At 69.1% G+C, this 21,552-nt stretch carries 20 protein-coding genes and 2 pseudogenes; 11 read left to right on the top strand and 11 right to left on the bottom strand.

Annotated elements, in window-relative coordinates; all coding sequences use genetic code 11:
• Positions 1-5: 5 nt before the first annotated feature.
• The 3 genes from ABZ642_RS28435 to ABZ642_RS28425 form a co-directional block, all read right to left on the bottom strand.
• Complete coding sequence (locus ABZ642_RS28435) at positions 6-1,967, bottom strand: hypothetical protein (protein ID WP_360489277.1); 1,962 nt, start codon at positions 1,965-1,967, stop codon at positions 6-8.
• A gap of 421 nt (positions 1,968-2,388) precedes the next feature.
• Entirely contained in the window at positions 2,389-4,356 is a 1,968-nt protein-coding gene (locus ABZ642_RS28430; protein ID WP_360489276.1) for a hypothetical protein, read from the bottom strand.
• Between the two features lie 714 nt (positions 4,357-5,070).
• Complete coding sequence (locus tag ABZ642_RS28425) at positions 5,071-6,282, bottom strand: Cmx/CmrA family chloramphenicol efflux MFS transporter (protein ID WP_360489275.1); 1,212 nt, start codon at positions 6,280-6,282, stop codon at positions 5,071-5,073.
• A gap of 246 nt (positions 6,283-6,528) precedes the next feature.
• Between ABZ642_RS28425 and ABZ642_RS28420 the strand changes: the two genes are divergently transcribed.
• Positions 6,529-7,416 (top strand): helix-turn-helix transcriptional regulator, encoded by an 888-nt coding sequence (locus tag ABZ642_RS28420; RefSeq protein WP_360489274.1) that lies wholly within the window; start codon positions 6,529-6,531, stop codon positions 7,414-7,416.
• A 245-nt stretch (positions 7,417-7,661) separates the two neighbouring features.
• Here ABZ642_RS28420 and ABZ642_RS28415 read toward each other — a convergent pair whose 3' ends face one another.
• The 3 genes from ABZ642_RS28415 to ABZ642_RS28405 form a co-directional block, all read right to left on the bottom strand.
• Positions 7,662-8,648: an SDR family NAD(P)-dependent oxidoreductase gene (locus ABZ642_RS28415; RefSeq protein WP_360489273.1), complete on the bottom strand. Its 987-nt coding sequence runs from the start codon at positions 8,646-8,648 to the stop codon at positions 7,662-7,664.
• Between the two features lie 185 nt (positions 8,649-8,833).
• Positions 8,834-9,727 carry an LLM class F420-dependent oxidoreductase gene (locus ABZ642_RS28410; protein ID WP_360489272.1) on the bottom strand — a complete coding sequence of 298 codons (894 nt, stop codon included), beginning with the start codon at positions 9,725-9,727 and terminating at the stop codon, positions 8,834-8,836.
• Positions 9,728-9,743: 16 nt separating this feature from the next.
• Complete coding sequence (locus ABZ642_RS28405) at positions 9,744-10,625, bottom strand: helix-turn-helix transcriptional regulator (protein WP_360489271.1); 882 nt, start codon at positions 10,623-10,625, stop codon at positions 9,744-9,746.
• A 339-nt stretch (positions 10,626-10,964) separates the two neighbouring features.
• On the opposite strand from ABZ642_RS28405, the gene ABZ642_RS28400 reads away from it, so the two are divergent.
• The 3 genes from ABZ642_RS28400 to ABZ642_RS28390 all read left to right on the top strand — a co-directional run bounded on the left by ABZ642_RS28400 (position 10,965) and on the right by ABZ642_RS28390 (position 13,870).
• Positions 10,965-11,873 carry an MBL fold metallo-hydrolase gene (locus ABZ642_RS28400; RefSeq protein WP_360489270.1) on the top strand — a complete coding sequence of 303 codons (909 nt, stop codon included), beginning with the start codon at positions 10,965-10,967 and terminating at the stop codon, positions 11,871-11,873.
• 102 nt (positions 11,874-11,975) lie between these two features.
• Entirely contained in the window at positions 11,976-12,557 is a 582-nt protein-coding gene (locus tag ABZ642_RS28395; protein WP_360489269.1) for a TIGR03086 family metal-binding protein, read from the top strand.
• A gap of 419 nt (positions 12,558-12,976) precedes the next feature.
• Positions 12,977-13,870 carry a DUF1963 domain-containing protein gene (locus tag ABZ642_RS28390; protein WP_360489268.1) on the top strand — a complete coding sequence of 298 codons (894 nt, stop codon included), beginning with the start codon at positions 12,977-12,979 and terminating at the stop codon, positions 13,868-13,870.
• 16 nt (positions 13,871-13,886) lie between these two features.
• On the opposite strand, the gene ABZ642_RS28385 is transcribed toward ABZ642_RS28390, so the two are convergent.
• On the bottom strand, positions 13,887-14,312 hold the full coding sequence (locus ABZ642_RS28385; RefSeq protein WP_360489267.1) for a transposase: 426 nt from the start codon (positions 14,310-14,312) through the stop codon (positions 13,887-13,889).
• A gap of 169 nt (positions 14,313-14,481) precedes the next feature.
• Here ABZ642_RS28385 and ABZ642_RS28380 point away from each other — a divergent pair, with 169 nt between their 5' ends.
• From ABZ642_RS28380 to ABZ642_RS28370, 3 genes and pseudogenes are all read left to right on the top strand, one after another.
• Positions 14,482-14,691, top strand: coding sequence for a hypothetical protein (locus ABZ642_RS28380; protein WP_360489266.1), 210 nt, complete (start codon positions 14,482-14,484; stop codon positions 14,689-14,691).
• A gap of 58 nt (positions 14,692-14,749) precedes the next feature.
• Positions 14,750-15,474 (top strand): annotated as a pseudogene (locus tag ABZ642_RS28375) (transposase family protein).
• Positions 15,471-16,661 carry a hypothetical protein gene (locus ABZ642_RS28370; protein ID WP_360489265.1) on the top strand — a complete coding sequence of 397 codons (1,191 nt, stop codon included), beginning with the start codon at positions 15,471-15,473 and terminating at the stop codon, positions 16,659-16,661. Before ABZ642_RS28375 ends, ABZ642_RS28370 begins: the two are co-directional and overlap by 4 nt.
• On the opposite strand, the gene ABZ642_RS28365 is transcribed toward ABZ642_RS28370, so the two are convergent.
• On the bottom strand, positions 16,654-16,998 hold the full coding sequence (locus tag ABZ642_RS28365; protein ID WP_360489264.1) for a hypothetical protein: 345 nt from the start codon (positions 16,996-16,998) through the stop codon (positions 16,654-16,656). The genes ABZ642_RS28370 and ABZ642_RS28365 overlap by 8 nt on opposite strands.
• 127 nt (positions 16,999-17,125) lie before the next feature.
• Here ABZ642_RS28365 and ABZ642_RS28360 point away from each other — a divergent pair, with 127 nt between their 5' ends.
• Positions 17,126-17,644: a hypothetical protein gene (locus ABZ642_RS28360; RefSeq protein ID WP_360489377.1), complete on the top strand. Its 519-nt coding sequence runs from the start codon at positions 17,126-17,128 to the stop codon at positions 17,642-17,644.
• Positions 17,645-17,867: 223 nt separating this feature from the next.
• On the opposite strand, the gene ABZ642_RS28355 is transcribed toward ABZ642_RS28360, so the two are convergent.
• Both ABZ642_RS28355 and ABZ642_RS28350 read right to left on the bottom strand, forming a co-directional pair.
• Positions 17,868-18,143: a hypothetical protein gene (locus tag ABZ642_RS28355; protein WP_360489263.1), complete on the bottom strand. Its 276-nt coding sequence runs from the start codon at positions 18,141-18,143 to the stop codon at positions 17,868-17,870.
• 143 nt (positions 18,144-18,286) lie between these two features.
• Complete coding sequence (locus ABZ642_RS28350; RefSeq protein ID WP_360489262.1) at positions 18,287-19,165, bottom strand: 2-dehydropantoate 2-reductase N-terminal domain-containing protein; 879 nt, start codon at positions 19,163-19,165, stop codon at positions 18,287-18,289.
• A 62-nt stretch (positions 19,166-19,227) separates the two neighbouring features.
• Between ABZ642_RS28350 and ABZ642_RS28345 the strand changes: the two genes are divergently transcribed.
• Positions 19,228-19,863, top strand: coding sequence for a TetR family transcriptional regulator (locus ABZ642_RS28345; protein ID WP_360489261.1), 636 nt, complete (start codon positions 19,228-19,230; stop codon positions 19,861-19,863).
• Here ABZ642_RS28345 and ABZ642_RS28340 read toward each other — a convergent pair.
• Positions 19,863-19,985 (bottom strand): annotated as a pseudogene (locus tag ABZ642_RS28340) (Tn3 family transposase); the annotation flags it as partial. The gene ABZ642_RS28345 and the pseudogene ABZ642_RS28340 overlap by 1 nt on opposite strands.
• Before the next feature lie 277 nt (positions 19,986-20,262).
• Here ABZ642_RS28340 and ABZ642_RS28335 point away from each other — a divergent pair.
• Both ABZ642_RS28335 and ABZ642_RS28330 read left to right on the top strand, forming a co-directional pair.
• On the top strand, positions 20,263-20,592 hold the full coding sequence (locus ABZ642_RS28335; RefSeq protein ID WP_360489260.1) for a WhiB family transcriptional regulator: 330 nt from the start codon (positions 20,263-20,265) through the stop codon (positions 20,590-20,592).
• 173 nt (positions 20,593-20,765) lie between these two features.
• Complete coding sequence (locus ABZ642_RS28330) at positions 20,766-20,972, top strand: hypothetical protein (protein ID WP_360489259.1); 207 nt, start codon at positions 20,766-20,768, stop codon at positions 20,970-20,972.
• Positions 20,973-21,552: the final 580 nt, after the last annotated feature.

The following is a 21,552-nucleotide window of genomic DNA, read 5'->3' as shown; positions in this document are numbered from 1 at the left end:
GTACGTCACGTGGGCCAGTAGGAGCACCGTAGTCCGGTGTGCACGGTGTGACGCAGGTGTTCGCCGATCAACGGGTCGGCATCCGTGATCCGTTGCAGCGCGCGGCGGATCGCCTTGCCCACGGCGATCCGCGCTCGTTCGTCGCCCTCGGCGAAGCCGCGGAGGCGCCCACCCAGTCCCGCGGCACTGGCCAGCTGGGTCACCAGCCAGTCGTGTTCGCGGCGGGAGCCGGCAGCGTCCTCAAGTTCATCCCGCGACTCGAGGCCGGCTGTCTCGGAACGCAGCCCTGTCAGGCGACGTCGGTACTCATCTACCGCCACCCGGTCAAGCGTCGGCTGCTCCGACAGGGCACTTCTCCCGACGGCACCGCCGAGCGCGGTCAGCCCAGCCACCAGGTCGACGGCCCGGATCTCCTGACGCGGGTTGGCGATGAGCACCGCGAGATGGAACATCCCGATGCTGTGCTCGACGAGCATGCTCCGCCGGCCCAGACCGATCCGCCACTTCCGGCCCTGGCGGGCACATGTCGCCTCCGACTCCGGCGGCTCTTCCTCCGGATCGCCGGGCTGCCCGGCGTCCTGAAGTGCCGCGGCCTCCTCCGCGGCGGCGGCCAGCTCGCGCCGGGCGGCGGCGTCGTCATCCGGCCGGGCCCGGCGGGCGAAGGCCTGCGCGAGCATCTGCCGGGAGGCCATGACCGCGGGCCAGTGCGCCAGTGCGAGGTTGTGCTGCACCGCCGCGTGGAAGTGCTCCACGGCCCTGTCCAGATCTCCCGTGGTCAACGACGCGACCCCGAGAGCGTGCTGCACCGAGCCGAAACAGGCCACGGCGAGGCTGCCCATCATCGGCAGGTGGCCGAGCGGGCTCAGCAGGTCGTACGCCCGTGCCGACGTCTCGACGTCGTCAAGCAGGTATGCGGCCTGCACGACGCCGTTCATCGTCACCAGCCAACTGCTCGAACGCGGCAGGTCGGCAAGGTCGCGGCCGCAGAGCATGGCCAGCGCGCCGACCGCTTTGCGCCGGTCCCCGGCCACCGCCGCGGCCACCGCGAGTGCGGCCAGACCATGGTTGTCCACCGGACTGAGCCTGGGGGAATGCGCCAGATCCCCTAGCAGTGGCAGCAGTTCCGCGACGCGCCCCTGGTACCACCGGATCGTGAGCAGTTGCCCCTCCAGCCAGACCGTGGCGTCGACGTCACCGGCGGCCGCCCCGCGCTCGGCACAGGCACGTGCCAGTGTCTCGGCCTGGTCGAGGCGGCCCGCCCGGATGGCGAGCATCACCTCGATCGCACTCACCACGAAGCCGACCGCGAGGTGATCCCGCTCCGCCAGCAGGTCCCGCAGCTCGGCCAGGCGGCGCTCGGCATGCGGATCGCCGTCGAGGAACAGGTCGACCGTCTGCCAGAGGAGGCCCATCAACAGGTCGCTGTGCCGTGCGGTGCGGAAGCTCTCCGCGACGAGATCGACCGACAGTTTTCGGCGTAAGGCGCCGTAGTCCGGGCCGAGTACGCAGTGGTGGGCGAGGCTGAGGGCCTCGGCCCGCGCCACCGGGTCGGCTGTCAGCCTGACCTCGTCGAGCAGGGCGAGTATCGCGGCATGCTCACCGGCCCGGTAGTCGGTCTCGCCGGCGAGCCTGACCCGCAGCCGCAGAGCGAGCGGGGAGTCCGGGTCGAGGAGCGACAACGCGTGACGCAGCCGTGACCGCAGCAGCGCGGCACCCGCGACAGTGCGGTGTTCATGGACCCAGAGACCGCCGAAGCCGAGCGCCGCGACGGCCATCGCCTGTGCGTCACCCGTCGACTCGGCGATCCGGTAGGCCGCGTCGAACCGCCGCCGACCGGACTGCAGGTCACCCTCGACGACGAGTGCCCGGGTGGCTGCCGCGAGCAGCGACTCCGGGTCGCGCGCCGGCTCGGCGCCGAGTCCCGTCGGGCCTGGATCGTCCTCGGCCGGTGCGTCCATCCCCGTCATGTCTCCACTTCGCTCCCCGACCGGCCGCCCTCCCAGCCGGTCCTCTCCGCTGACTTCCGGCATCGACCAGTACGACGACGCAGCCGTAGCCGGGACTCGTCTCCCGTGCGGCGAGGGCCCGGCTCAGGGCCTCAGCACGAAAGAACGGCGCAGAGCAGCCGACAGATGCCTGGCCGCGCCAGATTCTGCCTCATCAGCCACCGCACGCTCCTGGCCGGGAGGGTAAATCGTCGGGACAAGGCGGTGCCCCCTCGGGGCAGGGGAGGACGACCGGCCGGACCTGGAGGGAATGGCCGGCAGAATCCGGCATAGCGTGCTGCGTGCGGATCGCGTTGAGATCCACCCGCCGGTCGCCCGGGAGCAAGGCGGTGAGCCCTTCGATCCGGCCGGGACCGCGGGCCGGGCCCGCGTCATGTAAGCGTCATGCGGGCCAGTACGAGCACCGCACCCCGGTGTGCACCGCGTGCCGCAGGTGTTCACCGATCGCCGGATCCGCTGCCACGATCCGGTCCAGCGCCCGGCGGATGGCCTTGCTCACCGCGACCCGGGAGCGCTCCTCGCCCTCGGGGAAGCGGCGGGCACGTCCGCCCAGGCCCGTGGCGCCCGCCAACTGGCCCATCAGCCAGTCGTGTTCGACCTGGGCCACGGCGGCGCGCTCATGGTCGTCGGCCGCTTTGAGCTCGTCCAGTTCGGTGCGCAGCCGGGCCAGACGGTTGCGGTACTCCTGCGTCGCCACCCGGTCCAGTACCGGCTGCCCGGACAGGGGCGTGTGCTCGGCGGCCCCGTTGAGCGCGGTCAGCCCCGCCACGAGGTCGACGGCCCGGATCTCCTGGCGCGGGTTGGCGATCAGCACCACCAGATGGAGCATCCCCACGCTGTGCTCCACCAGGACGCTGCGCCCGCCGAAGCCGATCCGCCATTTGCGGCCCAGCCGGGTACAGAACGCCGCGGGCTGCACCTGCCCGTCCTCGCCCTGCGGACCCGCGCTGTCATGCCTGTCGCTCCCCGGCGGCGCCGTCGCGGCCTCCCCGGCAGCCACCGCGAACTCCTGGCGGACGGCGTCGGCCTCGGCCTGCCGGCCGGCCCGTACGAGCGTCTCCGCGAGCCGGTCCCGGGAGGCCGTAACCGCGGGCCAGTGCGCGAGGGCGAGGTTCTGCCGTACCGCGTCCCGCAGATGGGTCACGGCCCGGTCGACGTCTCCCATGGTCAACGCGGCGACCCCCAGCGCGTGGTGGGCCGAGCCGAAGCAGGCAATGGCGAGACTGCCCACCATCGGCAGGTGACCGTAGGGACTCAGCAACTCGTAGACCCGCGCCGCCGTGGCGGTGTCGTCGAGGAGATAGGCGGCCTCCGCGAGACCGTGCATCGTCACCATCCAACTGCTCGACATCGGCAGGTCGCCGAGGTCGCGGCCGCACAGCGTGGCCAGCGCACTGACGGCCCTCCGCCGGTCCCCGGCCGTCACCGCGGCCACCGCCAGCGCGGCCTGGGCGTGATCGTCCACGGCGCTCAGCGTGGGAGAGTTGACCACTTCGCTGAGCAGCGGCACGAGTTCGGCCACCCGGCCCTGGTACCAGCGGATGGTCACCAGCTGCGCGGCATGCCACACCGTGGCGTTGACATCACCGGCGGCCACCCCGCGATCGGTACACGCCCTGGCCAGGGCCTCGGCCTCGTCGAGGCGGCCCGCGCGGACGGCGAGCATGACCTCCATCGCGCTCACGACGAAGCCCACCGCGAGATGGTCCCGCTCGGCCAGCAGGCCGCGCAGCTCCGCCAGGCAGCGTTCCGCGTGCGGGTCACCGTCCAGGAACATGTCGACCGTCTGCCACAGCAGACCCATCAGCAGATCGCTGCGGCGGGAGGTACGGAAGCTCTCGGCGACCAGCTCGGCGGCCAGTTCCCGGCGAAGTGCGCCGTGTTCCGGGCCGATCAGGCAGTGATGGGCCAGGCTCAGTGCCTCCGCACGCGCCATCGGATTCTGCCGCGACCTCGCCTGCTTGAGCAGCGCCAGTACCGCCGTGTTGTCGCCGCTGCGGTAGTCGCCCTCCCCGGCCAGCCTGATCCGCAGCCGCAGCGCCAGGGAGGACTGCGGGTCCAGCAACTCCAGCGCCCGGCGTATCTGCGATTCCAGGAGTACCGAGCCGGCGACCGTGCGGTGCTCGTGCACCCACAGGCCGCCGAAGCCGAGGGCGGCCACCGCCATTGCCCGTTCATCGCCCATCGACTCGGCGATCCGGTAGGCGCGTTCGAAGCGGTCCCGGCCGGTACGCAGATCACCGTCGTCGACCACGGCAAGGGTGCCCTCGGCGAGCAGGGTCTGAAGTTCACCGGGCCGCGGGACGTCCGGACCGCGCGCGTCCCGCACGGGCGCATCGACATGGTTCACGGCTGTGCTTCCCTCCTGGGTGCACTCGACAACGCCAGAGGGGAGCCCGCCGGACCGCCGGGTCGGTCGTGATCGGTGGCCTTGCCCCAGGCGGGGGACGACGGCCAGAGAGCGTAGCGCAGAGGTCGTGGTGGGGGAACAGCCACAAGTTGTACGGGATGTGGACATCGTGTGAGGCCCGAGCACCTGGGCGTCGACGGTCGGACCGCGATCATCGACGGCTCGGAGATCCGTGTGCGACGCCCGGCCGCAGGCCGCAAGGGCCGGAACAAGTTCGTCTCCGGCGAGACCAAACAGGACGCCGTGAAGCCTATGGTCCTGACGGCCCGTTCCTGGAGATCCTCGCGGACGCCGGCTATCAGGGCATGGGCGCGCAGACCGGCGGGCGGGGGTGACGCCACCCCCTTGCAAGTTCAAGAAGAACGCGCCCGCCTGGTACGAGAAACGGCACGAAGTGCAGCGCAAGGCGCACTCCTCCCGGCGCATTCCGCGTCGAGCACGGCATCGACCACCTCGAAAACCGGCGGGCACCCGCCCGCCACCATGGCCGACGCGAACACATGAGTGACATCGTCCAAGCCGCCACCGGGCTGCTCTCACGCCGGCAGACCGCCACCCTCGGACACGCCTTTCAAGCGTGAACACCGACAACGCCACCCACTTCGACGGGCCACGGCCAATCGTGCACGAGGTCGTTGGTTTCGGTTGCAGTTGTCAGGATGCAGCGGGAGCGTGCTCCAGCTCGGAGACGGTTGCGGGCTCCTCGGTTCCCGCTTCGTGGCGTCGGGTGAGATGGCGGTCCAGCAGAACGCTGCCCATGTGGGCGACCCCGAAGGCCGCACCGATCCAGGCCGTACCCGCCAGCCCCAGTCCCGTGTTGATCACGAGGCCGGATGCCAGGGGGGCGACGGCGATGCCGACGTTGAAGGCGGCGATGTTCACGGCGCCGCCGAGCGTCCTGGTCTCTCCGAGAATGGAGAAGACTCTGGCGTTGACTGCGGGCGTGACTCCGAAGTTGGCGGCGCCCAGGACCACCACCAGCGCGGTCGTGGCCCAGGCGACATGTGCGGTCACTGCGAGTGCTGTCGCGGCGACGATGAAGGCGGCCATGCCCACCAGCAGGAGCGGGAAGGGGGCGCGGTCGGCTACGCGTCCTCCGATGGTCAGGCCGATGAACGCGCCGACGCCGTAGAGTCCGAGCACGAGGGGTACCAGGCCTGTGCTGAGGCCGGTGACGTCCTCCAGCAGGGCTCCGAGGTACGAGAAGATCGCGAACTGGGCCGCCACGGTCAGTGCGGTGGTGGCGTAGGCGACCCAGAGCCGTGGCTGCGTCAGCGAGCGCAGTTCCGTGGCCAGACGGGGCTGTGCCGTTGTCGTGTCCCGGCCGCCGGGCAGGGCGATGAGCAGTGCGATCGTGGACAGAGCGGTCATCGCGGCCACGGCCCAGAAGGCGGCTTCCCAGCCGGCGTGCTGTGCGAGCAGGGTGCCGCCCGGGACACCGATGATCGTGGCCACGCTCAGTCCCGAGACGACCACTCCCATGGCCCGGCCCTGCTTGTCGGCGTCCACCAGCGAGATGGCCGCGACCGAGGCCATGGCCCAGAATCCGGCATACGCCATGGCCGACAGCACCCGCATGACCAGCAGGAATCCGAAGTGCGGGACGAGGGCGGCGCCGACGTGGGCGGCGATGAAGACGAGCTGGAAGCCGACCAGCGCGGCACGGCGCGGCATCTTCAGGGTGACCAGGCTCATCAGCGGTGCTCCGACGAGCATGCCGATGGCGAAGGCGGACACCAGCATTCCGGCGGAGGCGAGGGGTATGTCGAGGTCCTGGGCGATGGAGGGCATCACGCCGGAAAGCATGAATTCCGAGGTGCCCTGGGCGAAGATGCCCAGCCCAAGGACGTAGATCACAAAGGGCATGATTCATCTGCTTCGTGTGAGGAACGAGGGGTGACCGGGTGCTCCGCTCGGCCGTGCGCGGCCCTTTCTCAGAAAGGGCCCGTTGCCGGCGAGGACCACCTTGTGGAGGCAGCGTTGCCTCCCGGTTCGCGTCCAGCATCCCGTCCGGGACGCGCGTGCGGACGCCTCGCGCGCGCCCTGCTGAACCTAGGTCTGGCTGGTCCACTCACCGGCCCGTCATGCCGCTGTAGTGGTATCACTGGATGCATGGACCAAAGCGACGAGCTCGGTGACTTCCTGCGCTCGCGGCGGGCCCGTCTGCGTCCCGAGGATGCGGGGGCGGCTTTCAGTGGCGGCGCGCGCCGGGTCCCGGGACTGCGCCGTGAAGAGGTCGCGCACCTGGCCGGGGTGAGTACGGACTACTACGCCCGTCTCGAACAGGGCCGGCACCCCCACGTCTCTGAGACGGTGCTGGAGGCGGTCGCCCGCGCCCTGCGCCTGGACGACACCGAGCGCGGCTACCTCTTCGAACTCGCCCGACCCAAGTCACACAGCGCGGAACGGCGCCGTCCGGCCCCGCTACCGCGCGTGCGTCCGGCGATCCACCAGATGCTGGACGTCCTCAACGATGTCTCGCCGGCCCTGGTCCTCAACCACCGTAGCGACGTCCTGGCAGTCAACCATCTTGCCAAGGCGCTGATCACGGACTTCGACGCACTGCCGCACCGTGACCGCAACTTCGCCCGATTCGTACTGCTCCAGCCCGCCGCCCGTGACCTCTATCAGGACTGGGACCGGGTCGCGGAGGCGTTCGTCGCCAGTCTGCGCCTGGCTGCCGGACGCCATCCCGACGACCGTCTGCTGAAGGAATTCGTCGGGGAACTGTCCATCAAGGTTCCCGAGTTCTCCACATGGTGGGCCGGCCACCGCGTGGACCAGTGCGCCCACGGCACCCGGCGCCTGGTTCACCCAGTGGTCGGCGAACTCACCCTCTCCTACGAGATTCTGGCCCTGCCCGCCGACCCTGACCTGAGTATCTGCCTCTACACCGCGGAACCTGGTTCGGCCTCTGCGGAGACGCTGGGCATGCTCGCCAGCTGGAGTGCCCCGACGGGCCTACGAGGGCGCAGCTCCTCCGAGGCACCCTCAAGTTGACTTCCCAAGGTCGTCCGTAGTTTCTGCTTCCGTGTGACCTGCGGCAGCCGTCCTGCCGGTGCCGGGATGTGTTTTGCCCTCGTCTGCGCGGTGCCGGACGATGGCCGGCTCCTCTGCGGACTCCCAGGACCGCGCATGGAGTCAGGTGTCACCGCTCACGTATGCCATGCGCGGATCAGCATGCGTCGATGAATGGCGCTGGAATCGCTGCCACGAGTTCAGTACCCCTCTTGCGAGGATTCTGCTCATGCGCCTGTTGCGGCGAGTGACAGTTCCCACAGGCGCTTGGCGGCGTCCGGGTCGAGCGCGTAGGGAGCTACGCCGCCGGGAGCGGATCCGACGGCCTCGGCCGACAGCTTCTCCGCTTCGTTGTTGTCCTCGAAGTAGCGGCCGCCGATGCCCTCCAGCCGGGGGGAGGTCGCGACGAGCACGCTGGTCGCGGCGCCTTGGGCGATGGTCTTGAACCGGAACGGTGCGCCCTGGATCGATCCGAATTCTCCGGCTGCCTCGGCGGCGCGCAGCTGTGCGGCCTGGTCCGGATCCATGTAGCGCGACAGGTTCGTCGACATGATCACGCCGGGGTGGACGGCGTTGGCGGTGATCCCGTCGGTGGCCCAGCGGTTGCTCGCCTCGACCGCGAAGAGAACGTTGGCGGTCTTGGACTGCCCGTAGGCGAGCCACGGGTCGTAGGCGCGGTCGTTGAAGTTGATGTCGTCGAACTCCACGGGCGAGGCGTGGTGGCCGCGGGAGCTCAGCGACACGATCCGCGCGTTGCCGGCGGCCGCGAGCGCGTCGTGCAGGCCGAGCGCGAGCGCGAAGTGGCCGAGATGGTTGGACGCGAACTGCAGCTCCCAGCCGTCCGGTGTGCGCTCGAGTGTGGGCAGTGCCATCACGCCGGCGTTGTTGACGAGGATGTGCAGGGGCCCGGTCCAGGCGTTCGTGAAGGCGGCGATCGACGCCTGGTCGGCGAGGTCGAGCCGGCCGACATGGACGGCGTCGTTTCCGGTGGCCTTGCGGATGTCGGTCGCGGTGCGCTCGCCGGCGTCCGTGTTGCGGACCGCGAGGGTGACCGAGGCACCGGCGCCCGCGAGGGCGCGGGCGGTCTCGGCGCCGAGACCCGAGGCGGCGCCGGTGACGACCGCGTGCTTGCCGGAAAGGTCGATGCCTTCGATGACCTCGGCGGCCGTCGACTCTTCTCCGAAGGAGGTGTGGATGCGCTGGGTGGTTGTCATGACCTCAAGTCCTAGTCACTGGTCGGTTGTTCTTCCCGCACCTGAAGAGGTGAGGGAAGCGGTCCCGGCAGACCTGGTGCAGGTGCGCCGGAAAGACAGAGGGGTCGGCTCACGCCTGGTGCTCGAGTTCGAGCTTGCCGGTGTTCTTGCCGGTGAACACGCCTCGGGCGTCGTCACCTGTGCGGCTACGCACTCTTCGCGCTGACGCCGGCGAGGCGGCGCCACTGGGTGAGTGGCGGCGTCTCGCCCCCCTCGGCGGTGATGAGCTGCAGGGCCAGGTGGTCGGCGCCGGCGGTGTGGAACTCGGTCAGGCGGTCGCTGATCGCGTCGTCGGCTCCCCAGGCCACCAGGGCGTCGGCCAAGCGGTCGCTGCCGCCGCCGGTGAAGTCGTCAGCGGTGAAGCCGAGGCGTTCGAAGTTCGTGGTGTAGTTGGGCAGCCGGAAGTACAGCTCGAGGAAGTCACGTGCGATGGCACGTGCCCGGACGGGGTCGCTTTCCAGGACCACGGTGACCACGGGAGCCAGGAGCGGTCCGTCGCCCAGGACCTCCCGGGCCTGCTTGATGTATTCGGGGGTGACCATCGCGGGGTGGGCGCCGGCGGACCGGTCGCGGGCGAGACGCAGCATCTTCGGTCCGAGGGCCGCCAGGATCCGGCGGTCGGCCGGGACGGGGGTGGCCGCGTTGTCGAGGGTGTCGAGGTAGCCGACCATCGTGGAGTAGGGCCGCTGGTAGTTCTGGGCCAACTGCGCGTGGCTTGCGCCCAGGCCCAGGAGGAACCGGCCGGGGTGGGTTTCTTCCATCTCGGCTTGCTGCTCGGCCACGGTGTTGGCGTCCTCGTTCCAGATGTTGAGGATGCCGGTGGCCAGGGCGATGCGTTCAGTGGACCCGGCGAGCGCCGCGGCGTGGCGCACGCTGGTGTTGCCCCCGAGCCAGATCACGCCGAAGCCGAGTTCCTCCAACTCGGCTGCCGCGCGTCGCCGTTGCTCTTGAAGTGCCGGGTCTTCGGAGCGCAGTTCGTGGCTGAAGATTCCGAAGCGGCCCAGGGGCCGTTGCAGTTCGGTGCGAGGTGCGGAGTGCATCGTTCATTCCCCAGCCCTACGGTGCCTGGGAGGGGGCGGCCTCGTGTGTGTTCGCCGGTGTGGTCCAGCTGGCGAGCAGCCGGAGTGTCTCCGCGGAGGCGGAGCCGGGTTCGGTGGTGTAGAGCACGATGCTCTGGTCAGGGTCGGCGGGCAGAGCCAGCGTTTCGTAGGAGAGGGTGAGTTCGCCGACCACGGGGTGAACCAGGCGTTGGGTGCCGTGGGCGCACTGGTCCACGCGGTGGCCGGCCCACCAGGTGGAGAACTCGGGAACCTTGATGGACAGCTCCCCGACGAGTTCGTTCAGCAGGCGGTCGTCGGGATGGCGTCCTGAGGCCAGGCGCAGACTGGCGACGAAGGTCTCCGCGACCCGGTCCCAGTCCTGATAGAGGTCACGGGCGGCGGGGTGGAGCAGTACGAATCGGGCGAGGTTGCGGTCGCGGTGCGGCAGTGCGTCGAAGTCTGTGATCAGCTGTTTGGCCAGGTGGTTGGCGCCCAGGACGTCGCTGCGGTGGTTGATGACGACGGCCGGTGAGACGTCGTTGAGGACGTCCAGCATCTGGTGGATCGGCTGCCGCATGCGTGGTGCGCGGGCGGGGCTGCTCCGGTGGCGTCCGGGTGTCCTGGGCCGGGCGAGTTCGAAGAGGTAGCCGCGTTCGGTGTCGTCCAGGCGCAGGGCGCGGGCGACCGCCTCCAGTACCGTCTCCGAGACGTGGGGGTGCCGGCCCTGTTCGAGGCGGGCGTAGTAGTCCGTGCTCACCCCGGCCAGGTGTGCGACTTCCTCACGGCGCAGTCCCGGGACCCGGCGCGTGCCGCCGCTGAAAGCCGCCCCCGCATCCTCGGGACGCAGTCGGGCCCGCCGCGAGCGCAGGAAGTCCGCCAGTTCGCCGTTGTCGTTCATGCGGCCAGTGTGCTCCCCACAGCGGCGTGGCGGGCCGGTGAAGGTGGACCAGTCAGACCTAGGTTCAGCAGGGCGCCCTTGGAGCGTCCACGTGCATGCAAAGCGGGCCATGCTGGCTGAAAAGCGACGACCTTCTCCCGCTTCTCCCGCGAGGAAGCCGGAGGACCTCCCTGCGCCGGGCTGGAGAAAGGAGCGGCGGTCCTGCACCGGCCCGCTGTCGCCTCGAAGACCGCGCTGCCGCAGGTCAGGCCCGAGCCAGCCCTCACGCGGTCCCTTCGAACCCATCACAGGACACGCCTCCGCCCCAGCCCTGGGGCGGGCCACCCAAAGGAGATCACCATGACCGAGTTCGCGCCTGTACCCGACTTCGCCCTGGGCCCGGACATCCCGGAGTCCGGCTATGTCGTCCAGGACCTGGGCGGCGGTGCCCACTTCGTCACCCAGGGGATGATCAACACGATGTTCGTGGAGACGAAGAACGGTGTCGTCCTCGTGGACGCCTCACCGTTCCTGGGGGACAAACTGCTGGAGGCGATCGAGTCGGTCACCCCCAAGCCGGTCACCCACCTGATCTACAGCCATGCGCACGCCGACCACATCGGGGCAGCTCACCTGCTGAAGCGGGACGGCCTGAAGATCATCTCCCATGAGATCACCGGCGAGTTCATCAAGGAGGTCAAGAACGACGACCGGCGTCCCCTGCCCACCGAGACCTTCAGTGGCCGGCGCAAGGAGATGGACATCGACGGGGTGCGGTTCGTCCTCGACTACACGGGAGACTGGCATCAGGCCGGCAACCTGTTCATCCACCTGCCGGAGCTGAAGCTCATGGGAGCGATGGACAGCTTCTCTCCGAAGAGCGCGCCGTTCTTCCGCCTGTACTTCTCCGCGCACGTGCCAGCGTACTTCGACGCCATGGACCAGTTGCTGGAGTACGACTACGAGACCATCGTCACCGGCCACATGGCCCTGCCCGGTACGCCCGAGGACGTGGCCACGAACCGGGAGTACATCCGGGACCTGCGCGCCGCTGCTTCCGAAGCGCTGCGCACGGTCGACATGAAGGAAGCCTCGGCCGCCGCCAAGGTGCCGGCCAACAACAAGCAGGCGGAAATCAAGGTCTGGATGGATGCGGTCACCGCCCGCGCGGCCGAACTCATGCCGTCCTGGGAAAAGCGTCTGGGAGGAACCGACATCTTCCTCTCCGACAACCTCAACGCCACCGCGTGGAGCGTCTTCATCGACTAGGACGACGCCCTACGAATGAGGGGCGAACCGCGGTGATTGCGTTCGTCGCAGTCGACTTCGCAGAAGGGATATCGCATGTTGCCGGCGACGAAGGTGGAACAGTTGACGCAGAGCATCGACCTGGTCGTGGACGCTGTGCGCGGTGCACGGGTCGACCAGTATCACAACCCGACGCCGTGTTCGGCGTGGACGGTGAAAGACCTCGTCAATCACATCGCCATGATGCTGCTGATGACGAGAGACGCGGGCACCCGCACGGCATCGGATCCGAGCCTGCTGACCGCGAACCCGGTGCCACTCCTCGCCGGGCGGCCAGAATCCGAGTGGGCGTTGCTCCTGGCCGGCAGAGCGGAACCGGCGGCCAGGGCCTGGTCCGAACCTGCGGCGTGGGAGGGCGAGGCCGGCCTCGGCGGACCCCCCATGCCCGCGACCGCGCTCGGCGGGATCCTGATCGCCGAATTCACCGTCCACGCCTGGGACACGGCAGCAGCCACCGGACAACCGCTCGCCGTACCCGCGGCCTTGGCCCAGGCCACGTTCGCGACATACTCGCGTGAGGCACCCCGCATGCGCGGTCTCGGCCTTCTGGGTGACGAAGTACCCCAAGACGCAGACGCACCTGTGCTCGACCGCGCACTGGCCCTTACAGGCAGAAACCCCCGATGGACACCGGAGGCGCATTAGGGTCTGCCCGACAACTGAGGGGTGCGCGGCCTTCCACGCGGCGGTCACCGGCTCGATTAACGCCTCATTGTCATCTTGTGCCGGGACTTGGCCATCAGCATCAGCAGAGAGGCGCCCTGCTCACCGCTCGCCCTCCTCCGAGGGTGCATGGACTAGAAGTTCCAGGTCACCAAGGAATTCGCCAATGACGACATCGCCTGATGCAAGGTCAGACGGACGGTCTCGCATCTGGCGACCAAGGGCTTCGGCGCTGCTGAACTTGAACTCGTGATGTCGGGTGTTGTCAGGGCCGACCGCGCGCTGCCCCGTGACCGAGAACAGGGCCTGCTGCTGGATCCGATGGACCGTGCGGCTACTCTCAGCCCACCGCGGCCTCGGCCGTGGCCAAGCCAGCGCTTTGGTCTGTGAGGAGCACTCCGATGGCTCGCACCACCCCGCCACGTCCGCTCGATATCGAGACGCTGTTCCCTGAGGTGGCCGGCTATCGGAAGACGGCCGTTCGTCTGCATCCGCGCCTCGGCGATCCGAGCGCGCGGGAAAGCTCGCTCGGCGGACCCGTGCTCTGGCCGCTCTCGGAGCCCTGGCCCCACTGCGAGGACGACCACCCGCGCACGGCGTTCTCCCCTCCCGCCCAGGGACCGATCCCGCTCGTCCCGGTCCTCCAGCTCTTCGCGGCCGACGTTCCTGACCTGGCCTTCCCCAGCGCCACCGATCTGCTGCAGGTGCTGTGGTGCCCCTTCGATCACGAGGACGGTTACGTTCCCCGCCCCGAGATCTACTGGCGAGACGGCTCCCTGAGCGACCTGCAGCCGGCCAACCGACCCCGCCCGGCCGGCGCTGACAAGGACTACCTTCCGGACCCGTGCGTCCTGCACCCTGAGCGTGTCACCGACTACCCCAACTGGGACCTCCCGGACGAGGTCGCCGACGCGCTCGAAGCCAGGTTCGAACAGCTGGAGGAGGAAACCGGCTGGTCTTACTGGTCCCACCTCTCCGTGTCGGACGGCGTCAAGGTCGGCGGGTATCCGACGTGGACGCAGGAGCCCAACTGGCCGACGTGCCCGACATGCCGGGTGCGCATGGAGCATCTCCTGACGATCAGCAGCAACGAGTTCGATGGCGAGAGTTGGCGCGCGTGGCTGCCCATCGAGGACACCCCGGCCATGGGAACCATCTGGGACCTTCCATACGAACAACGCACCGAGATCCAATGCCCCCCTGGGCTCATGCTCGGCGACATGGGCGGGATCTACCTGTTCGAATGCACCAACTGCTCCGACAGGCCCTTCGCCTACCGCTCAGATTGTTCTTGACTGCGCGCTGCTTCGATCAAAGGGCCAGACTGGTGCCCACGAGGCAGCCGTCGATCACTTCGGGACGGTACTGCACCATCTTGAGCTTGCGCTTCACGGCCCGGGTGATCTGACCGAGGTCGGCCGCGGCGAGATTGCCGATGTCGCGCTTGACCAGCGACCACACGCCTTCCTGCGGGTTGAGGTCCGGGGCATAGGTGGGCAGCTGGAACACGGTGAGCCACTCGACGTTCGCGGCGATGAACTCCCGCACGCCAGCCGTCAGGTGCAGGCGGACCTTGTCCCAGACCAGCACGATCGGGCCGCCGAGTTGGATACGGGCGCGGACGATCAGGTCGCGGAGCTCGCGCCAGCCGAAGCCCTTCGGCTCGTCCCTGCGGCCCCGGTACTCGCGAAGCGCGTAGATCAGCCGGGACCGCTCGCCCGGCTTGTAGCAGGCCATGCCGGGTCTTCGAAGTTGAGCGGTGCGGTGGCGCTGAGGGACTGTCCTAGTGATACTCCGCGTGCGCGTCCATTTCTCAACGTGCACCAAGGCGATGGCTTCAAGCGGGTACTGATTACACTCGCCGACGCCGTGATCACGCGAGCCCGCAGAGTAGAGGAACACGAAGATGCAGAATCCGTTCAGGGATGGCGGTCCGCTCGAAATCGCCATGGGACTGCTCGGTCTGCTGCTCTCGATCGCTCTCTTGTGGAAGGGCATACAGATGGCCCAGAACGGGAACTCGTGGTGGTGGCCGCTGACGGCAGGCGTGATGGTCGTCCTCAGCCTGCATGGCCTCTACCGGCGCCGCCGGGCGAAACGTCAGAGCAGTCCGTAGGCACGGCGCCTCAAACTGGGTCTGCTGCGTCTCGTCGACATGTTGACTGTTCGTCACCATGGTCGAGCACGTCTTCCGGCTCATCTACGCCCGAAGGCGTGAACTGAACTCGCCGTGGCGGAAGTTGGGTTGCTTCAGGCAGGCTCTGCTGGTCCTGGCCCACCTGCGGAAGAACGAGACGTTCGCACAGGTGGGGGCCGGGTTCGGAGTGTCGGAGGCTACGGCGCGGCGGTACGTGGACGAGACACCGGAGGTCCTGGCCGCCTGGGCGCCAGGACTGTACGAGGCACTGGTGGGCCTGGGCGAGGGCGACTTCGTCATCGTCGACGGGATGCTGATTCCCACCGACCGCATCCGTGCCGACGAGCCGTACTACTCGCAGAAGCACAAGAAGCACGGCCTGAACGTCCAGGTCATTGCGACGCCGGACGGCACGCGACTGTGGTTCTAACGGGCAACGCCGGGGCGGACCCACGACCTGACCGCCGCCCGCGCCCACGGCATCGTCCAAGCCTGCCTGACCCGGCAGATCCTCATCCTGGCCGACCGTGCCTACCAGGGTGCCGGCGCCACCGTCCGCACCCCCTACTACGTCGACCGCGAACTGCCTGATCACTACCAGCAGTACAACCGCGACCATGCCCGTCTGCGCGCATCCGGCGAACGCGCCTTCGCCAGCTAAAATCCTGGCGCCTGCTCCGTAGAGCACGCTGTTCAACCAATCGCCTCGGCCGCATCGTCCATGCCGTCCATACCCTCCTGATCTGCACGAACTCAGGATGAAAGAGGCTCAGTTAGCCATTGATTGCTTCAGCTTGCCGCTCCGTGCTCAGCCCCGAACCCAGGACGTGCCTGCCGAGCCGTGCGGCATGATTGGGACCATGCGTAGAGGGGTGGGCAGGGGGCTCCGCCGATTGTGGCCGTGGCGCAGACGCGACGAGTCGGCGCTCTCCGAGATCGAGGCCGAGATCACGGCCTTCGGTGAGGCTCTGGACGTCCATTCCTTCAGCCCTGGCCAGTCCGGCGCCACCGATGAGATGCGGGCCGAGCTGGCACGTGCTCTCGACGCGTACGACCAGGGAAAGCGGGACGTCGCCGGCGATCGGATGCGGGGGGACACGCTCGATGTGCTGCGCGTGCTGGACGAGGGCAGGCACGCGCTGGCCTGTCTGGATGCCCTGGTCGCCGGCCGACCTCTGCCGGATCACATGCCGCTGTGCTTTTTCGACGCCCGGCACGGTGGGGCCGCCCGGAAGGTCAGTTGGACGCCTCCCGAGGGGGCCGCCCGCATCATTGCCGTATGCGCAGCGGACGCGGTCCGCCTGGCCGAAAACCCGAGCCCCAGCACTCCGAGACAGCCTGGACCAGGCAGCAGAGTCCGCACACAGCCACGCGAGGCCAAGCCTCGCCCGACGACGCCGACGCGTGTCCCCCAGCCCCAGGTCAGCGGGAAGGGAGGCAGTGGCGAGCAGACCCATCAGCTGAAAATGCCGTCGTACCGCCCGGCCGTGATGGTCTTCTCGACCGATGGGCATGCACGGGTCCACCTACGGTTCGAGGGCGGCAGGAAGGGACGTTCCTCACGCCTGTACCGGCTGTCCGGCGACGGCACTCCCATCACCGCCCGGATTCCGCTGCCGGAAGGGAACAAGGCAATCGCCTTCCGCGTGTTCGCCGCCGTCGAGCGGGAGGCGTGGACGGCAACTGCGGCCCCGCTGCGAGAAGTCCCGCGCTTCCACGACGAGATCAACGGGACCGGATCGGATGTCGTGCACTATCGAGGGGAACCGGGCCCGGGCGTCCTGCAGTACGCGGGGCCGAGCCTGATCCGGTTGGAGGCGCTGGACGACCGCCTCGCCTACTGGGTGACGGTGACCGAGGGTCCCGCTGGGGAGCATACGTTCCAGTGGCCGGGCCGCGGCTACTACCAGGTGCGCTCGGCCGGAGCATGGAGCCTGTCCGCTACGTAACGAAGCGCGGACCGCTGGGGTCGAACCGGGATCGGTCCGGCTCCCGAGCCCTGCGGCAGACGCGAATCGAGGCGCACACCCCAGCCCTGTCCGGTGGGTAGCGGGCCTTGAGGACGGCGGACTGCAGGGCGGGTACGGCGAAGGCCACCGCGTGGGCGCGGCAGAAGCCGTACGCACCGAAGGAGGCGACCGTCTCCCACACCTCGTCAAGCGCGCTGTTGCTGTAGCCGCGGTGGGCGGCCGTGCGCCGGAACCAGACCTCGCCGGCGCGGCTGACGATTCTCCGCGCGCTGGAACAATGACGATCACTGACGGTGACCGCATCTGGGGCCGTCACCGTCCGTGCGACCGAGACCGAGACCGAGCCGGCAGGCTTACCCCCGCAGGGACGGGTGCACGCCCCTCGTTAGGGTGATGGCATGTACACGCGGGGACGCAGACTCAGATTCACAGCGGTGGCAGCCATGGTCGTACTGGCCCTGACCGGTTTCTCGTCGGGCCGAAGCCACGGAAGCCGCAGCGATCACAGCAGTGACGGCGGCGGTTGCAGCAGTTCCCGCCAGGACCACGACGGTTCCACCCCGGTGTCGGCGTCGGGCGACGGTGAAACGCACACCGGCAAGCCGTCCAGCGGCGCGACATACCGTTCGCAGCCCACCCACCGTTCCACCTCCACGACGTCCCCCTCCGCGTCGACTTCCCGGCCGCTGAAGAACGGCACCGCGGTGCTCGTGCGCTGTGCGAGCGCGGACGACCCCTACGCCACCGTCGAGGTCAGCAATCCGAACGCACGCGAAGTTGTTTTCACCGCAAAGATCAGCTTCAAGGACAGGAACGGCTTCACCCTCATCGACACCACCAACCAGGTATCGGTGCCCGCAAAGAGCAGAAAGACCCTCCGGGTGGCCGTCTCCGGTGCGGGAGGATCCCTCGACGAGGTCGATCACTGCGAGGTCCATCCGACCGCCACCGCCGACTGGTGACGGCCCGCCGGACTCACGCCGCCCGATAACCGCCCGGACCCCGGGTCGGCGCCGACAGCGAACCGGGCTGCGAACGGTCCCGACCGCCGGTGCCCGCGAGCAGCGACAGGACCACGATCCTGTAGTACGTCACCGACCCCGCGCGCCCGACGCTCGCCGGCGCCGGCCACCAGACGCTCCGGACGGGCAGTGCGCTCGACCGGGACGGGCGCCCTGTCATCGTTCACGTGATGCTCTTGTGGAACCGGCGCCCGATCAGCGTCCTGATTCGCTCCAGCGTCCACGTCTGGTCCGGCCAGCCGTGCGCGACCGGCCCCTTGGCGAACTCCTGCTCCAGCACCACGAACAGGGCCTCGCTCAGTTTGGGCCGTGAGACGGGCCCGGCAGACCGCAGCCCCTGAGTGTCGGCGTCCTGCCAGGCCCGGCGCCAGCACCGCACCGAGTGCACACTCATCCGTAAGTCCTTGGCGGCCTCGGTGTTGGAGGCACCGGCAGCCAATCGCTCCGCGGTGCTGTGCGTGCGGGGTGTCCGAGGTGTCGGTTCGTCAGTCGTCGACCGAGGGCAAGGGTGCCGGAGGTCCGGTGGAAGTCCCCGGACCGCACTCGGCTGGGTGCGGCCGAGGAGCTACTGCCGCCGCTGGTCTACCGGACCTTCGCATGGGCGCGCATCTGTTCGGCCAGCCGTCCGAGTTCGGCGACCGTTGCCTGGGAGGCGTTGCTGAGCCCGCTGTTTACGGCGGTCGGGCTGCGCAGGAAGCGACGCAGCAGGGCCACGAGCAGCCCTTCCGGCAGGGTCTGCAGTGCAGCGAACGCGCGGGGGACCGGCGACGTCGGCATGGCGGCCAGGTTCTGCCGTACGAGGTGGAGCATGCCGCGGACCGCGTCGGGGTCGTCGGCCAGCGCCACCGGGCCGCCCGCCGCGTGCACCGCCTGCCCGAGTGGCACCTCGAACGCGGCGTGTGTCTTGAGCCAGGCATCCATCCGCGGCTCGGCCTTGGCGTTGATCCCGGCGGTGCGGAACTCCCGGACGATCCGTTCCAGTCGCGGGGTGGTCAGGCCGTCGGGTTCGCCGATCGGCATCGGGACCCGGCTGGTCATGAAGGTGGTAGCGCGGGGGCGGACCACGTCGCCGTCCATCGTGCCGGCGGTCGGAGCCGGGGGGAAGCCGAGCAGTACTCGCTCGTGGCCGATCGCCTCGCCCAACGGCTTCGCGCCGGCCGCCCAGTTGTGCAGGAACAGCACGTCGCCTTCGAGGCCGGCGAGCGACTCCAGCGCCGCGTCGACCTGATGGGTGCGCACGAGGACGGCGGTCAGGTCGTACCCGCCTGCCGGGTGCTCGACCACCGGTACCGGTACCCGCCTGACGGCAGTGCCGTCTCCTTCGGCGAGCTGCACGCCGTGCCGGCGGAGGGAGGCCAGGCGCTCGCCCCGGGCGAGGAGCGAGACGTCGAGCCCGGCTTCGTGCAGGCGGGCGGAGAACAGGCTGCCGCAGACCCCGGCGCCGTACACGAGCAGTTTCATGACAGCCTCTTCCACCCTGAGTCAAACGTTCGTTTCAATCGAACGTCTGTATAGTACGGCACATGGCGCTACCCAATACTCGGACCAAGATCCTCGACGCAGCGGAACACCTCTTCGCCGAGCACGGTTACAGCGGCACCTCGGTCCGGGCGGTCACCGACCTTGCCGGAGCGAACCTGGCGGCCGTCGGCTATCACTTCGGCTCGAAGGCGGAACTCCTGGCCGCGGTCGCCCGCCGCGTGACCGAGCCGATCACCGCCGCCCAGAGCGCCGGGCTCGACGAACTGCTCGCCCGGACTCCGGACCCGCCGGTCGCCGATCTGGTGGAAGCATTCGCAGGGCCGCTCTTCGACGAGATGCCCGCCGGCAGTGAGAGCGGAGCCCGGACGTCCCGGCTGTTCGTGACGATCCTCAGCGACCCGGCCGAGGAGGCGCGCAGCTGGACCGGCCCGGAAGAGGACACGGTCCGTGAGCGCTACCTGGCGGCTTTCGCGCGCGCACTGCCCGGCCTTGCCCCAGAGGAGCTGTTGTTCCGGATGCGGGGGATCTTCGCCGTGACGGCCGTGGACCGCGTCGAGGTCTACCACCGGCCGTCCCCTGGCTGCCCGACGGTGACGGCGGGCGAGGAGGCCCGGCGCTGGGCGATCACGTTCCTGACGGCAGCAATGAGCGCACCACCGACCCGGGCCCGTCGGTAGAGGACCAGGCCGAGCGCGCCGAGTTGGTCCTCCATCCCGTCGCGGTACGCCTGGTGGCTGGTGCCGCGCTTGCTGTGGCACACGTCCCTCGCCAGCTTGTGGCGGGACTCCTGCACGGTGAGGTGGTCCTATGCCCGCGCTCGGCATTCGATCACAGAGATCTGAACCAGGTGGGGCCGGCGATCAAGAGCACTCAGCCAGGTCGGTATCTCAACAGGGAGAGCCGGTCGTCGCACTCCGCCATCAATATTCCGTGAGGTTGTCGTCAAGTCCCCGTCACCCGTAGGGATTGCTGCCGCACCACGATGTGCCATGACCCGTGTGCCTGCCGTAGCGTTCTGGCACTGTGCCTGCCCGGGGGAGTGTGGCGGGCCGTACCGGGGAGAGGACGGCGTCGGGGTGGTCGGGGATGAGCAGGAGTGGGGTGCGCGGGCGGTCTGCCGGCGTATTGATCCGGACGAACTGTTCGTCGAGGGAGCGGCCCAGAACCAGGCGAAAGCCGTGTGCGCCGGCTGTCCGGTGCGCACCGAGTGCCTCGCGTACGCCCTCGACCGCCGCATCGAGCACGGCATCTGGGGTGGGATGACCGAGCGGGAGAGGCGCGCGCTCCTGCGCCGCCGGCCGACGGTGGCATCCTGGAGGATGTTGCTGGAGACCGCGCGTGCCGAGTTCGGTCGGCAGGACGCGGGCGATCAGGAGCCGGGCGAAGGCTTCTCGCAGGCGGGCTGAGCCTGTTGGCCCCCGAACTGATGCGGTGCGCGGGTGCCGGTCTGTCCCACCGGTAGAGCGGCCCAGAGTCGTGTCCAACGATCCGGAAACTTCGGTCAAGCACTGAGAAGATCGCGGGCTGGACGTCCGCGTCAATCATCGGGCGCGAACGGTTCGGAACTGCCGTCTGGGGGATGTTCGATACCCGCCTGCAGACTCTGCTCGGCGCCTCTCCCCGTGAGGCCTCCTGGCACCAGTACCCGACGCTTCTCCGGAATCCGAACGCAGTGGAGAGCACGGACCTGGACTACAAGGGCACGCAGTACGAGCGGAAACCGGAGTGGCAGGCTGAACTGGCCAAGGACGTCGCTGCCCTGGCCAACGCGGCCGGGGGACGCTGATCCTCGGTCTGGAGGAGGACCGGGCCACGTCCATACTGGTCAGTGCCAACCCGGAGCCGTTGACCGACCAGCTCCGCAAGAACTACCGCGAGGCCCTGGCCTGGCGCATGGAACCGCCGGCCGACTGTGACATCACGTTCATAGCAGAGGACCCGGAAGCGCCGGCGCCTCGCGGGCTTGTCGTGATTTCGGTACCGCCCAGCGCCCGTGGCCCACACGCGGTCACCGGTCTCGAGGACGCCCGTGACGGAACCCTGCGCTTTCCCTACCGCAACGACAACACCACCTCCTACGTGTTCAGGTCCTTCGGCGTCGGACCGCGTCGCTTTATCGCCTCGACCGCGGAGTCTCGCAGCCGTCATGTCGCGCACTTCCACGCCGACGGCACATCGGCGTGGGTCACCGAAGGTCCGCAGGTCGGCGCATTCGGCGCCGGCGACGAGGCACGGCCGGACGCCGTCCGGAGCTGGAACAGTGACCTCGTGGTGATGAACGTCCGTCTTCAGCGACAGCGAGGAGCAGTACGCCACCGGCAAGGCCGGCTTCCTCCTGGAGGCGGCAAACGACGGAAGCCTGCTCG

It is taken from the genome of Streptomyces sp. NPDC007157, from assembly GCF_040634235.1.
Classification (GTDB): Bacteria; Actinomycetota; Actinomycetes; order Streptomycetales; family Streptomycetaceae; genus Streptomyces.
Note: the sequence above shows the minus strand (reverse complement) of the source record. Positions and strands in the feature narration are given on the sequence as shown.

Coding starts and splice junctions, on each gene's coding strand:
- ABZ642_RS28405 (WP_360489271.1), bottom strand. CDS start 10,625: ATGAACGACAACGGCGAACTGGCGGACTTCCTGCGCTCGCGGCGGGCC.
- ABZ642_RS28435 (WP_360489277.1), bottom strand. CDS start 1,967: ATGACGGGGATGGACGCACCGGCCGAGGACGATCCAGGCCCGACGGGA.
- ABZ642_RS28380 (WP_360489266.1), top strand. CDS start 14,482: ATGCAGAATCCGTTCAGGGATGGCGGTCCGCTCGAAATCGCCATGGGA.
- ABZ642_RS28360 (WP_360489377.1), top strand. CDS start 17,126: ATGGTCGTACTGGCCCTGACCGGTTTCTCGTCGGGCCGAAGCCACGGA.
- ABZ642_RS28420 (WP_360489274.1), top strand. CDS start 6,529: ATGGACCAAAGCGACGAGCTCGGTGACTTCCTGCGCTCGCGGCGGGCC.
- ABZ642_RS28350 (WP_360489262.1), bottom strand. CDS start 19,165: ATGAAACTGCTCGTGTACGGCGCCGGGGTCTGCGGCAGCCTGTTCTCC.
- ABZ642_RS28425 (WP_360489275.1), bottom strand. CDS start 6,282: ATGCCCTTTGTGATCTACGTCCTTGGGCTGGGCATCTTCGCCCAGGGC.
- ABZ642_RS28370 (WP_360489265.1), top strand. CDS start 15,471: ATGAAAGAGGCTCAGTTAGCCATTGATTGCTTCAGCTTGCCGCTCCGT.
- ABZ642_RS28390 (WP_360489268.1), top strand. CDS start 12,977: ATGGCTCGCACCACCCCGCCACGTCCGCTCGATATCGAGACGCTGTTC.
- ABZ642_RS28410 (WP_360489272.1), bottom strand. CDS start 9,727: ATGCACTCCGCACCTCGCACCGAACTGCAACGGCCCCTGGGCCGCTTC.
- ABZ642_RS28400 (WP_360489270.1), top strand. CDS start 10,965: ATGACCGAGTTCGCGCCTGTACCCGACTTCGCCCTGGGCCCGGACATC.
- ABZ642_RS28385 (WP_360489267.1), bottom strand. CDS start 14,312: ATGGCCTGCTACAAGCCGGGCGAGCGGTCCCGGCTGATCTACGCGCTT.
- ABZ642_RS28330 (WP_360489259.1), top strand. CDS start 20,766: ATGTTCGATACCCGCCTGCAGACTCTGCTCGGCGCCTCTCCCCGTGAG.
- ABZ642_RS28415 (WP_360489273.1), bottom strand. CDS start 8,648: ATGACAACCACCCAGCGCATCCACACCTCCTTCGGAGAAGAGTCGACG.
- ABZ642_RS28345 (WP_360489261.1), top strand. CDS start 19,228: ATGGCGCTACCCAATACTCGGACCAAGATCCTCGACGCAGCGGAACAC.